General features: G+C 72.9%; 9 protein-coding genes. 5 read left to right on the top strand and 4 right to left on the bottom strand.

Annotated elements, in window-relative coordinates; genetic code table 11:
* Positions 1-767 precede the first annotated feature (767 nt).
* Positions 768-1139 carry a DUF2255 family protein gene (locus ACIWVC_RS32330; protein WP_396455003.1) on the bottom strand — a complete coding sequence of 124 codons (372 nt, stop codon included), beginning with the start codon at positions 1137-1139 and terminating at the stop codon, positions 768-770.
* A gap of 126 nt (positions 1140-1265) precedes the next feature.
* Here ACIWVC_RS32330 and ACIWVC_RS32335 point away from each other — a divergent pair, with 126 nt between their 5' ends.
* Genes ACIWVC_RS32335 through ACIWVC_RS32345 form a run of 3 tightly spaced genes read left to right on the top strand, consistent with a single transcriptional unit; the run spans position 1266 to position 3591 of the window.
* Positions 1266-1670 (top strand): GntR family transcriptional regulator, encoded by a 405-nt coding sequence (locus ACIWVC_RS32335; protein WP_396452208.1) that lies wholly within the window; start codon positions 1266-1268, stop codon positions 1668-1670.
* Positions 1667-2542, top strand: coding sequence for an ABC transporter ATP-binding protein (locus ACIWVC_RS32340; protein ID WP_396455004.1), 876 nt, complete (start codon positions 1667-1669; stop codon positions 2540-2542). The genes ACIWVC_RS32335 and ACIWVC_RS32340 overlap by 4 nt, the downstream gene beginning before the upstream one ends.
* Positions 2539-3591, top strand: a complete 1053-nt coding sequence (locus tag ACIWVC_RS32345; protein WP_396455005.1) for an ABC transporter permease — start codon at positions 2539-2541, stop codon at positions 3589-3591. Before ACIWVC_RS32340 ends, ACIWVC_RS32345 begins: the two co-directional genes overlap by 4 nt.
* Before the next feature lie 90 nt (positions 3592-3681).
* On the opposite strand, the gene ACIWVC_RS32350 is transcribed toward ACIWVC_RS32345, so the two are convergent.
* Positions 3682-4440, bottom strand: a complete 759-nt coding sequence (locus tag ACIWVC_RS32350) for an IclR family transcriptional regulator (RefSeq protein WP_396452204.1) — start codon at positions 4438-4440, stop codon at positions 3682-3684.
* 146 nt (positions 4441-4586) lie between these two features.
* On the opposite strand from ACIWVC_RS32350, the gene ACIWVC_RS32355 reads away from it, so the two are divergent.
* Both ACIWVC_RS32355 and ACIWVC_RS32360 read left to right on the top strand, forming a co-directional pair.
* Positions 4587-6521, top strand: coding sequence for an acyl-CoA dehydrogenase family protein (locus ACIWVC_RS32355; RefSeq protein ID WP_396455006.1), 1935 nt, complete (start codon positions 4587-4589; stop codon positions 6519-6521).
* A 191-nt stretch (positions 6522-6712) separates the two neighbouring features.
* Positions 6713-7534: a class I SAM-dependent methyltransferase gene (locus ACIWVC_RS32360; protein ID WP_396452201.1), complete on the top strand. Its 822-nt coding sequence runs from the start codon at positions 6713-6715 to the stop codon at positions 7532-7534.
* Positions 7535-7805: 271 nt separating this feature from the next.
* Here the strand turns inward: ACIWVC_RS32360 and ACIWVC_RS32365 are convergent, their stop codons facing one another.
* Together ACIWVC_RS32365 and ACIWVC_RS32370 are read right to left on the bottom strand one after the other, a co-directional pair.
* Entirely contained in the window at positions 7806-10691 is a 2886-nt protein-coding gene (locus ACIWVC_RS32365) for a helix-turn-helix transcriptional regulator (RefSeq protein WP_396452199.1), read from the bottom strand.
* A gap of 42 nt (positions 10692-10733) precedes the next feature.
* The gene (locus ACIWVC_RS32370; protein ID WP_396455007.1) at positions 10734-11765 is read right to left on the bottom strand and encodes a CaiB/BaiF CoA transferase family protein; all 1032 of its coding nucleotides are present in this window, start codon (positions 11763-11765) and stop codon (positions 10734-10736) included.
* Between the last annotated feature and the right edge of the window lie 319 nt (positions 11766-12084).

Genomic DNA, 12084 nt, shown 5'->3' on the forward strand with positions numbered 1-12084 from the left:
CGCCCCACCACCGTCCGACCCGTACGCCCTGAAGTCGTTCGCCGAGTGGAAGCAGGCCACTGCACCGGCGCCCCCGCTCCAAGCTCCACCGCCGCCCTGGTCACAGCCCACCCCGGCCCCCTCTTTGCAGCCGCCACCCCCACACCCCGCCGCCCCGCAACCGGCACATTCCTTCCACACACCGCCACCGCAGCACGCCGCGCCCGCGCCGTCGTTCAATACGCCGCCCGCACAATCCGCGGCACCGTACCCACGCGCACCGCATCCGGGCATGGCACAAGGGACGAACGTGCAGGTCGCCGCGCCCGTCGAGCTTGCGCCGGGTCAGACGCTCGTGCAACGGCCAGCCCGTCTGGAAACTACGCGCCCTCGGCCAGGGCTGGGCAGACGGCCTAGGCGGCCTGGCCCGCGACCACGGCGTCGATGTGGCCTGATCCCCGAGCGTGGGCCGTCCGCGAACCTGCAATCGATCGGTCAGGCCTACTCCCCCCGCGTCCGCCCTCATCAAGTAAGGCGAACTTGATGACCCGGACGGGCCTCGTCCGCGAGCACGGGATCGGCGTGGGCTGGCCGCCAGGATCCCGTTGGTGATTTGCAGGCGGGGAAGTCACCCCATGCGGACCTCGTATTCGACGGTGGTGCCCCGCGGCTTCCGGCCGTGGTGCGGTAGGCCGTGGCCACCGACTCAGCGGTCTCGCCGGCGACCCACCGTCGTCTACCCCCGCCGAGATGGCCGGGCACGGTGAGGGGGTTGACCTTGTGGGCGGTTAGCGGGGGACGAGTTTCAGGGTCGTGTCTCGGGGGCCGGGCTGCGTCATCGGCTCGACCTGGGGCATGCTGCCGTACTTGGACATGTAGGCGGCGTCGACCTGCTCGTTGACGGACGGGTCTGGCTCGTCGACGAAGGCGACGTCCTTGGTCGTGCCGTCGGCTCGGATCTGGCCGCGGTGGGTGTGCTCGGCGGCCCGGTACCAGTGGCCTTCGGGGCCGTTGACCGAGCGCACGTACATGTCTTCGCCGCTGCGGACGATCCAGATCGTGGTCGGGCTCCGCAGCGTGCCGTCGCTGTTCTCCGGTGCGATCTGGATCTCGTCGGCGCCGCCGAGGCGGGCCAGGTCGTCGTTGCTCCATGTGGACATGCCGGCGTCATGCCCGGTCAGCCGCCTGATGTGTCCCGTCTTGCTCGAATTTGGTGATGTCCGGGGCGTCCCATCGCATTGACAGCGGGGTGTACTGCACATCTAAAGTACTAGCATCCTAGTTAAATGGAGGTGGCGGTGATCGAGTTCCATCTGGACTCCGGGTCGGGGGTGTCGCCCTACATGCAGCTCGTCCGGCAGGTGCGGCACGCGCTGCGGCTCGATCTGCTGCGGGTCGGGGACCAGCTGCCCACGGTCAAGGACGTGGTGGCGCAGCTCGCGATCAACCCGAACACCGTCCTCAAGGCGTACCGGGAGCTGGAGCACGAGGGCCTCGTCGCGCCGCGCCCGGGGGTCGGGACGTTCGTGACACGGACGCTGGCCGGCGAGTCGCTCGCCGCGCACGGGCCGCTGCGCAAGGAGCTGGAGCGCTGGCTCGCCAAGGCGCGGATGGCGGGGCTGGACGAGGAGAGCATCGAGGCGCTGTTCATGACGACCTTTCGGTCCGCGAGTCAGGCGGACATAGCATGAGCGCCGTCCTGCAGGCCGACGGCCTGGGCAGGCGGTACGGGAAGCGCTGGGCGCTGGCCGACTGCACGCTGGACATCCCCGAAGGCCGCATCGTCGGCCTCGTCGGGCCGAACGGCGCCGGGAAGACGACGCTGCTGAACCTGGCCGTGGGGCAGATCCGGCCGACGGCCGGGAGCATCCGGGTGCTGGGCGGGGTCCCGGCGAGCGGCCCCGAGCAGCTCGCCAAGGTCGGGTACGTCGCGCAGGACACGCCGACGTACTCCTCGCTCAGCATCGGCGATCATCTGAAGCTCGGCGCCCGGCTCAACCCGCGGTGGGACGACGCCTTCGCGCGCGAGCGGATCGGGCGGCTCGGGCTCGGCCTCGGGCACAGGGCCGGGAAGCTGTCCGGCGGGCAGCGCGCCCAGCTGGCGCTGACGCTGGGCATCGCCAAGCGGCCCGAACTGCTGATCCTGGACGAGCCGGTCGCCGCGCTCGACCCGCTGGCGCGCAGGGAGTTCCTGCAGGGGCTCATGGAGGCCGTCGCCGAGCACTCGCTGAGCGTCGTCCTGTCCTCCCACCTGGTGTCCGACCTTGAGCGGACGTGCGACTACCTGATCGTGCTCGTGGATTCGCGCGTGCGGGTCGCCGGGGACGTCGACGAACTGCTCGCGACCCACCACCGGCTCAGCGGGCCCCGCCGGGACACGCTGCCGGAGGACCAGCACATCGTGTCCGAGAGCCACACCGACCGGCAGAGCACGTTCATCGTCCGGTCGGACGGCCCGATCCTCGACCCGGCTTGGACGGTCGGGCAGGTCGGCCTGGAGGACCTCGTCCTCGCCTACATGACCGCGACCCCGCGCCGCCCCACGCTGGAGGCGATCCGATGATCTGGTTGACGCTGCGGCAGTTCCGCGTCCAGGCCGCGATGGTGTTCGGGGGGCTCGCCCTCCTCGGCGCGGCCCTCGCGGCGAGCGGGCCCGGCCTGTCCGGCAGGTACGACCGCGGGCTCGCGGCGTGCGGCTCGCGGGACGCCTGCTCGAACTTCTCCAGGATGTTCTTCAACGACCACCAGGTGCAGTACGGAGCCCTGCTCGGCCTCGTGATACTGCTGCCGGCCGTCATCGGCCTCTTCTGGGGCGCGCCGCTCATCGCGCGCGAACTGGAGAGCGGCACGCACCGGCTCGCGTGGAACCAGAGCATCACGCGGACCCGCTGGCTGGCCGTCAAGCTCGGCGTCGTCGGCCTGGCGGCCATGGTCGCCGCCGGGCTCGCCGTCCGCGCGGCCAACTGGTGGGCCGCTCCCCTGGACGAGGCAGTCGCCGACCGGTTCCCGCGGATGGCGCCGGTGGCGTTCAGCGCGCACGGCATCGTCCCGATCGGCTACGCGGCCTTCGCCTTCGCGCTCGGCGTCACGATGGGCGTCCTCACCCGCCGCACCCTCACCGCCATGGCGATCACCCTGGTGGTGTTCGTCGGCGTCCAGGTGGCGATGCTGGTGTGGGTCCGCGCCCACCTCCTCCCGGCCGAGCGGGCCACCGTGCCGATCACGTCGGAGAACCTGTCGCAGATGACGCTCGACCAGGGGTCCAAGGTCATGACGGTGCAGACGGACGCGGAACCGGGGGCGTGGACGATCACGAACCACACGGTCGACGCGTCCGGGCGCCCGGCCGGCCTGCCCGCCTCCCTGATGTCGGGGCCGTGCGCCCCGCCGCGGATGGCGCCCGGCCCGCAGGACCCGAACGCGGACCCTGACGGCGGGCCCTCCAAGGCGTGCTTCACCGAGATCGCGCGGCTCGGTTACAAGCAGCGGGTCACCTTCCATCCGGCCGGCCATTTCTGGCCGCTGCAGTGGGCCGAGACCGGGCTGTTCGCCGCCCTCACCCTGGGCCTGTCCGGCTTCTGCTTCCACTGGACGCGCCGCCGCGTCTCCTAGAGGCCGCGCTCATCGCCACCGGCGCGTCGTTCACACGTCCGGCGCCCCGGGCGCGCCGGTGGCGGCGATCCAGTGTCACCGGCGCATCTCTCAGCCGGGCAGGGACAGCACACGCTGGATGCGCTCGGCGGTCGCCCGCAGCCGGTGCGCCGACCGCTCGATCCGCGGCAGCCTGCCCGGACGGCACGAGATCGCCAGGGCGCCGACCACCGAACCGGTCGCGTCCGTCACCGAGACGGCGGCGCAGCCGGTGCCGAGGGCGTACTCCTCGCGGTCGAACTGCAGCGCGGTGGGCGAGGCCAGCGAGCGCAGCAGGCGCCCCGGCTCGGTGATGGTGTGCGGGGTCAGGTCGACGAGGGGGTGCCGGGACAGGTAGTCGCGGCGGCGCTCCTCGTCGAACTGGCTCAGCACGCACTTGCCGATCGCGGTGGCGTGCGCGGCGTCCTCGAAGCCGACCCGCAGGTCGACGCGCGGGGCGCGGGGGCCGTCGGCGACGTCGATGAGGCGGATCTCGTCGTCCACGTTCATGCCGAAATAGGCCGCGACGCCCAGCTCGTCCCGCAGCTCGACGAGGGTGGGGCGGAGCCGGGTGAGGAGCTGCTGCGTCCGGCTCCGCTCGTGCAGCGTCTCGACGCGGTCGCCGAGCACCCAGAAGCCGTCCGGCAGCCGGGTCGCGTAGCCCTCGTGGGCGAGGGTGCGCAGCAGGTGGTAGGCGGTGGCGAGGGGGAGTTTCGCCTCGCGCGCCAGCTGCTTGGCGGGCGCGCCGTTCGGATGGGACGCCACCGCCTCCATGAGCCGCAGGGCGCGCTGCACCGAGGCGATGAGCGTGGGTTTGCGCGTCTCACCCATTTCGCTCGGCGAACCCCTCTTTGCCCAATCCGGTGGAGCCTGCGGCGGCGGCCCGGTCCCATTGGACCACTCCCGGACGCCGATCCGGGCGGGGTTTCCCGATCCGGCCATGGTTTCCCGCCCCGGCCACGGGAAATGCGATCAGCATGAGCCAGCAGACCCACACGCATGTCGACGAGCGGACGGCCCGGAAGGTCGCCGAAGAGGCGCGGGAGACCGAATGGCGGCTGCCGAGCTTCGGCAAGCAGCTCTTCCTCGGCGATTTCCGGCTCGACCTCATCCACCCGCACCCGCGGCCGGACGCCGAGGACCGGCGCAAGGGCGAGGAGTTCCTCGCCCGGCTGACCGAGTTCTGCGCGACCCGGGTGGACGGGGCGCTGATCGAGCGCGAGTCGCGCATCCCGGACGAGGTGGTCCAGGGGCTGCGGGACCTCGGCGCGCTCGGCATGAAGATCCCGGAGAAGTACGGCGGGCTCGGCCTCAGCCAGCTCTACTACGGCCGCGCGCTGATGGTGGCCGGGTCGGTGTCGCCGGCGCTCGGCGCGCTGCTGTCGGCGCACCAGTCCATCGGCGTCCCGCAGCCGGTCGCGAAGTTCGGCACGCCGGAGCAGAAGGACGAGTGGCTGCCGCGCTGCGCCCGGCAGGTCAGCGCGTTCCTGCTGACCGAGCCGGACGTCGGCTCGGACCCGGCCCGGCTGCGCGCCACCGCCGTCCCGGACGGCGACGACTACGTCATCAACGGCGTCAAGCTGTGGACGACGAACGGCGTCATCGCCGACCTCGTCGTCGTGATGGCCCGCGTCCCGAAGTCGGACGGGCACCGCGGCGGCATCTCCGCGTTCATCGTGGACATGGGCACGCCCGGCATCACGGTGGAGAACCGCAACGCGTTCATGGGGCTGCGCGGCATCGAGAACGGCGTGACGCGGTTCCACGACGTCCGCGTCCCGAAGAAGAACCTCGTCGGCACCGAGGGCGCGGGCCTGAAGATCGCGCTCACCACGCTGAACACCGGGCGGCTGTCGCTGCCCGCCATGTGCGCGGCGAGCGGCAAATGGGCCGCGAAGATCGCGCGCGAATGGTCGAAGGAGCGGGTGCAGTGGGGCCGGCCGGTCGGCGAGCACGAGGCCATCTCCCGCAAGATCGCGTTCATCTCGGCGACCGCGTACGCGATGGAGGCGATGCTCGACCTGTCCGGCCAGCTGGCGGACGACGAGCGCAACGACATCCGGATCGAGGCGGCCCTCGCGAAGCTGTGGTCCTCGGAGATGGCGTGCCGCGCCGCGGACGAGCTGATGCAGGTGCGCGGCGGCCGCGGCTACGAGACCGCCGAGTCCCTCGCGGCGCGCGGCGAGCGGGGCGTGCCGGTGGAGCAGCTGGTGCGCGACCTGCGCATCAACCGGATCTTCGAGGGCTCCACCGAGATCATGCATCTGCTGATCGCCCGCGAGGCGGTGGACGCGCACCTGTCGGTCGCCGGCGACATCATCGACCCGGACGCGTCCCCCGGGCAGAAGGCGCGGGCGGCGGCCAGGGCGGGCGGCTTCTACGCGCGCTGGCTGCCGACGCTCGTCACCGGCGCCGGGCAGCGGCCGAACTCCTACACCGAGTTCGGGCCGCTCGCCAAGCACCTGCGGTACGTGGAGCGGGCGTCCCGCAAGCTCGCCCGGTCGATCTTCTACGCGGCCGGCCGCTGGCAGGGCGGGCTGGAGCGCAAGCAGGGCTTCCTCGGCCGGATGGTCGACATCGGCGCCGAGCTGTACGCGATGAGCGCGGTGTGCGTCCGCGCCCACGCCGACGCCTCGCCGGACGGGGGCGTCGGCGGCGCGGCGCCCGGCAAGTCGGCGCTGCTGCTCGCCGACGCGTTCTGCCGGCAGGCGCGCGTCCGCGTCGAGGAGCTGTTCGACGGGCTGTGGCGCAACACCGACGCGATGGACGTGAAGCTGGCGCGGGCCGTCCTCGCCGGGGACTTCGCCTGGGTGGAGGAGGGGGTCCTCGACCCGTCCATCCCGGGGCCGTGGATCGCGCCGTCCGAGCCGGGCCCGAGCGAGAAGGAGTCCGTGCACCGCACGATCGGCTGACCCGTCCGCCGCCGGCCGGGCGACACGCCGCCGCGGACGGGTCCGGCGCGGTCACCGCGGGCCGCGCCGCGTGCACGCATGGATAGACTGACCCGACCTTCGCGCCTGAGATCGGACGCGCCCCGCGCGGGCCGGTTCTTCGATCCGGCGAACGAGAAGCCGAACGCCAACGCACCCAGCGAGCGGGAAGTATGCAGTCACCTGGTCAGAAGAAGTCCATCGCAGGCACCCTCCTCAACCTTCTCGGCAGCGGCCCGAAGAAGGCCGCACCGGCCGCCGCGCCGGCACCCGACGGGGACGTCGTCCAGCCGGCCGCCGGGGAGGGCGCGCTGGAGAACCATCTGGGCGGGGACGAGGCCCGCAACTACCGCAAGTACGAGTACGAGACCGTCGCGCCGCACGTGGGCCGGTCCATGCTGGAGGTCGGCTCCGGCCTCGGGCACTTCTCCGAGCAGTTCGCCGGGCGCCTCGACTACCTCGTCGTCAGCGACAACGACCCGTACTGCGTCGGCGAGCTGCGCAAGCGCTACGACGGCAACGACGACGTCGAGGTCATCGACCTGGCCCTGCCGGCCGAGATCGAGATCCGGCGGAAGGTCGACACGGTCGTGATGATGAACGTCCTGGAGCACATCAAGGACGACGTGCAGGCGCTCCGCGACCTCGCCGCCGTCACCGAGCCCGGCGGCCGCATCGTCATCTGGGTGCCCGGCTACATGCAGCTCTACGGCGACTTCGACCGCAAGGTCGGGCACGTCACCCGGTACACGCCGGCGACGCTGGAGGCGTCCGTCCGGGAGGCGGGGCTCGTCCCCGAGGTGCTGAAGCCGATCAACTTCCTCGGCGGCATCGCCTGGTGGTTCGCGGTCCGCCGCGGCGGCGCCGGGTACCCCGACCCGAAGCTCGTCAAGATCTACGACCGGACGGTCGTGCCGCTGACCCGCACCATCGAGCGGTTCGTGAGGCCGCCGTTCGGGCAGACGGTGTTCTGCGTGGCGCGCGTCCCGCGCTGACCCGCCCGATCGCGGCCACGGTGACGGGTCACGGAATGCGGCCCGTCGCCGTCGCTTTTTTCTTTCGTCCCAAAGGGTATGTCCCGCGCCCCTTCCGGGCCCCGCGCGCACGACACTGGGCAGTGGCCGGACGGGTCTCGGACCGCCTCTCCGCACGGAGGAGCACCGCCTGCTCCCGCGGGACGCGCCCCGGACGGCCGGCCACGAAGTTCCCGTGTGGTCCGACGGTTCGGGGCGGGGGATCCGGGAGGGGAGGTCCCCCGCCGCCGAATCACACGCGCGTGCCGGGTTCGGCGAACAGCGCCAGGCGGTGGGCGGTGGCGGCGGCCTCGCCGCGGCTCGCCACGTCCAGCTTGCCGAGGATGTTCGACACGTGGACGCTCGCCGTCTTCACCGAGATGAACAGCGCCTCGGCGATCTCGCGGTTGCTGCGCCCCTCGGCGACGAGGCGCAGCACCTCGAACTCGCGGGGCGTCAGCCCGAGCGGCGCCGACGCGTCGCCGCGGCGCGGCGCCCGGGTGCGGCGCAGCAGGTCGGCGATCTGCTCGGCGAGCAGCCGGGCGCCCAGCTCCCCGGCCAGCTCGGCGGCGGTGCGCAGCATGGCCGCCGCGGCGTCGTGGTCGCCGCCCGCCAGCGTCGCCTCCGCGAACCGGAGCAGCGCCCGGGCCCGCTGGTACGGGTTGCCGAGCTCCTCCCACGCGGCGGCGGCCTTCTCCCACGCGCCCGGGTCGAGGACGCCCCGGGCGCGGGCCAGTTCGGCGTCGAACGTCAGGGAGTGCGCGCGCTGCAGCGGCCCGCTGGAGCGCAGGCCGGCGGCGCGCTCCTCGATCCGGGCCAGCTCACCGGCGGCGTCGCCGAGCTCCGCGCACGCCACCGCGCCGGCGACAAGCACCGGCCAGGCGTAGCGGGCGTCGTCCGGCAGGCCCGCGTGGCCGAGGACGGGCCGCACCGCGTCCAGCGCGGCGGCGGGCCGCCCCTCCGCCAGCGCGATGTTGGCCTCCAGCCAGAGCGTGCTGAAGTAGTCCTGCGTCTTCAGCCACTTCATCTTCAGCTTCTTGATCTCGCGGGAGGTTTCGAGCCGCTCCTTCGCGGTCGCCAGGTCGCCGCGCGCCAGCGCCACCCATCCGGTCAGGACGAGCAGGGACGTCCGGGTGGTGATCGCCGGGTCCTGCTCCAGGGCGTGGTTCATCACGGCCATCGCCTCGTCCCACCGGCCGAGGGAGACCAGCGGTTCGGCCTGGTTGATGCACAGGAACGTGCCCTGGGTGCGCGCCACCCCGTACTCGCGCGCCAGCTCCTTGCCGCGCGCGGCGACGGCGGCGGCCTCGGCGTGCCGCCCCGCGCCCTCCAGGAAATGCGACTTGATCACGTAGTAGCGGAGCAGCACCGGGTGGTTGCCGGCGCGGTCGGCGGCGGCCTCGACCTCGGCGAGGTCGTCGTCGTACCCGTAGTCGGTGTCGGCGCAGAACAGCGTGATGAGCGCCTCGGCCTCGGCGACGGGGTCGCCGAGCTTGCGCGCGATCGCGAGGGACTCCCGCGCGACGTTGCGCGCCTCGTCGATGTCGGTGGTGATGCGCACGTAGTTGCCGAGCGTCGACAGCGCGCGGGCGCGCAGCGCGGACGGCGGGTCGGCCGGCAGCGCCCGCACCGCGGCGCGCAGGTCCTCCACGAAGCCGGGGCGCGCCATCTGGTACCGCATGCGGCCGCGCTGCTCCAGCAGCATCGCCCGGCGCTCGGTGTCGTGTTCGCCGTCCGCCGCCTCGATCTCCTTGAGCGCGGCGGTGACGAGCTTGATGCCGCGGTCGAACTCGCCGGCGAGGTCGGCGGCGGTCGCCGCGTCCATCAGGACCCGGACGTAGTCGGCGCCGATGCGCTCCACCGCGTCGGGGACGCGGTCCCACAGCTGGAGGACGCGTTCGAGCATCGCCAGGCACTCGGCGTAGGCGAGCGCCTTGCGCGCCTCCCCCGCGGCGCGCCAGGACGCGACGAGCGCCCACAGGCTGTTGTGGGCCTGCTTCCAGTGGTAGCTCAGCTCGACCCACAGCCGCCCGGCGGGCACGAGCGAAGGATCGTTCTCCAGGGCCTCGGCGTAGCGGGTGTGGAGCCGCGTGTGCTCGCCCGGCAGCAGGTCGTCGTGGACGGCCTCGCGGATCAGCGCGTGCCGGAACGCGTACCCGTCGCCGTCCACGACGAGCACGTTCGCGGCGACGGCGGGGCGGAGCGTGCGGGTCAGCGCGGCGTCGTCGAGCCCGGACACGGCCGCGAGCAGCGCGTGCTCGATGCGGGTGCTGCCGCCGCTCGCGTCGCGCAGGACGTCCTGCGTCTCCTCGGGGAGCCGCTGGACGCCGGCGAGGAGCAGGTCGCGCAGCGACTCCGGCAGCTCGCACGCCAGCTCGCCGTCGTCGTCGAGCAGCGCCTCGATGAACAGCGGGTTGCCCTCGCTGCGGGCGTCGATCCGCTCGACGAGGCCGGGCGGCGGGCTCTGCCCGAGCAGCTCGGTGACCAGCGCGGACACGTCGGCGCGGGCCAGCCTGCCGAGCTCCATCCGGCGGACGCGTTCGAGCCGCTCCAGCCCGGCGAGCAGCCGCCGCAGCGGATGGGCGCGGTGCAGCTCGTCCGTCCGGTACGTCAGCACGATGAGCACCGGGCCGACGCCGAGGTTGCGCACCAGGAACGCCAGCAGGTCGCGGGTGGACCGGTCGGCCCAGTGGGCGTCCTCGATGACCAGCACGACCGGGCCCTTCTCGGCCAGCCGCTCCAGCAGCGTGAGGACGACCTCGAACAGCCGGGCCCGCTCCTCGCCGGACGCGGCGTCCGACTCGGGCTCCCCGAACTCCGGCAGCAGCCGGGCGAGGCCGCCGGTGTCGCCGCGCGGGACGAGCCCGGCGACCCCCTCGATGCCGATGTCGCGCACCAGGCCGCGCAGCACGGTCGTGAACGGCGCGAACGGCAGGCCGTCGGAGCCCAGCTCCAGGCAGCCGCCCACCAGGACGTTCGCGTCCGCCGTACGGGCGAACTCCCTGATCAGCCGCGTCTTGCCGAGCCCCGCGTCGCCTCCGACGAGCACCGCTCCGGGCGCGGCGGCGAGAGCGTCCCGCAGCTCCCCCAGCTCCGCCGCCCTGCCGACCAGGACCGGACTCATCGCACGCGCGTTCACGTCACAAGCATGCCAAACAGGTAGGACAATCCCACCTGAATTTCACTGCGTGAGACGCCAGCCCCGGCCGCGGTGCTCGTCCAGCTCAGGGGCCGTCCCGCCCGGCAGCGGCGGGTGGACGGTCGTCCGGACGGGCCCCTCCTCCTGGATCTTCCGCAGCTCGAAGTGGTCGAGGGCGATCATCTCCGCGCGGGAGAGGACGGGCGCGACGGGCGCCCCGGCCGCGCTCAGCCGCTCCATGGCCTCCGCCATCGTGAGCTTCGCCACGGCGGCGGCCACGGCCCCGTCCAGCTCCCCGATCCGGCCGAGCCGCTCCGTGAACGGGACCCCGGCGTGCTCCTCGATGCCGAGCGCGCGGCAGGTCGCCGCCCACAGCCGCTCCTCCGACACGACACCGAGCGTGATCTTCCGGCCGTCCTTCGTGGGGTAGACGCCGTAGCCGGGGACGGGCCCGGCGCCCGACCGCCGCGTCGCCTCCGGAACGGTGCCGACCCAGTGCGCCAGGACGTCGGCCATCCCGAGGTCGATGCGGTCGCCCACCCCGGTCGCACGGGCCTTGAGCACGGCCGCGGTGATCGCGAACGCGGCCATCGTGGCGGCCGACATGTCCGCGAGCGGCAGCTCGTCCGCCTCCGGGGAGACGGCGTCGGGCGGGAGCGCGGCGGCGTACGCGCGGTAGTTGATGTCATGCCCGGGCACGTCGCGGAGCGGCCCTTCGGCCCCGTATCCGGAGATGGAGCAGTACACGAGCCGCGGGTTGAGCTTCCGCAGCGCCTCGTGCCCGACGCCCAGCCGCTCGGCGACGCCGGGGCTGAACCCCTCGACGAACACCTCGGCGCCCTCCGCCAGCGACATGAGCGACGCGCGGCCGCCGTCGGACTTCAGGTCGAGCACCACGCTGCGCTTGTGCCGGTTGAGGACGTCGAAATGGTCGCGGAACATCCGCATCGGCTCCCCGCCGGGCGGCTCCACCTTGATGACGTCCGCGCCGAGCTGCGCGAGCAGCTGCGTCGCGTACGGTCCGGGCCGCCACATCGTCAGATCGAGGACCCGCAGTCCGTCCAGCGGCGCCATGGAACTCCTCTCGCAGGCCGGTGGCCTCACGGTGCCGGTCGGGCGCGCCATCAGTCAAGCGAGCGCTTGGTCGTCGTCCGGCCCGGAGCATGTTGGCTCGGTGTCCAATGCGGGAGAGGCTGGCGGGACAGGACCGGGTGGTCGGGCGGTCATCCCTGGTCAACGCCGAGGGAGGTGTCCCCATGCGCTTCGGACTCTTCTACGAGCACCAGTTGCCGCGGCCCTGGAACGACGGGCAGGAGCTGAAGCTCTACCAGGACGCCCTCGACCAGGTGGAGCTCGCCGACCGGGTGGGGTTCGACTACGTGTGGGAAGTGGA

This window comes from Actinomadura sp. (assembly GCF_044508335.1).
Taxonomy (GTDB): domain Bacteria; phylum Actinomycetota; class Actinomycetes; order Streptosporangiales; family Streptosporangiaceae; genus Spirillospora.

What these genes read in the sequence shown, in the direction of transcription:
- ACIWVC_RS32330 (WP_396455003.1), bottom strand. Translation starts at nt 1,139, where the DNA reads ATGTCCACATGGAGCAACGACGACCTGGCCCGCCTCGGCGGCGCCGAC.
- ACIWVC_RS32335 (WP_396452208.1), top strand. Translation starts at nt 1,266, where the DNA reads ATGGAGGTGGCGGTGATCGAGTTCCATCTGGACTCCGGGTCGGGGGTG.
- ACIWVC_RS32340 (WP_396455004.1), top strand. Translation starts at nt 1,667, where the DNA reads ATGAGCGCCGTCCTGCAGGCCGACGGCCTGGGCAGGCGGTACGGGAAG.
- ACIWVC_RS32345 (WP_396455005.1), top strand. Translation starts at nt 2,539, where the DNA reads ATGATCTGGTTGACGCTGCGGCAGTTCCGCGTCCAGGCCGCGATGGTG.
- ACIWVC_RS32350 (WP_396452204.1), bottom strand. Translation starts at nt 4,440, where the DNA reads ATGGGTGAGACGCGCAAACCCACGCTCATCGCCTCGGTGCAGCGCGCC.
- ACIWVC_RS32355 (WP_396455006.1), top strand. Translation starts at nt 4,587, where the DNA reads ATGAGCCAGCAGACCCACACGCATGTCGACGAGCGGACGGCCCGGAAG.
- ACIWVC_RS32360 (WP_396452201.1), top strand. Translation starts at nt 6,713, where the DNA reads ATGCAGTCACCTGGTCAGAAGAAGTCCATCGCAGGCACCCTCCTCAAC.
- ACIWVC_RS32370 (WP_396455007.1), bottom strand. Translation starts at nt 11,765, where the DNA reads ATGGCGCCGCTGGACGGACTGCGGGTCCTCGATCTGACGATGTGGCGG.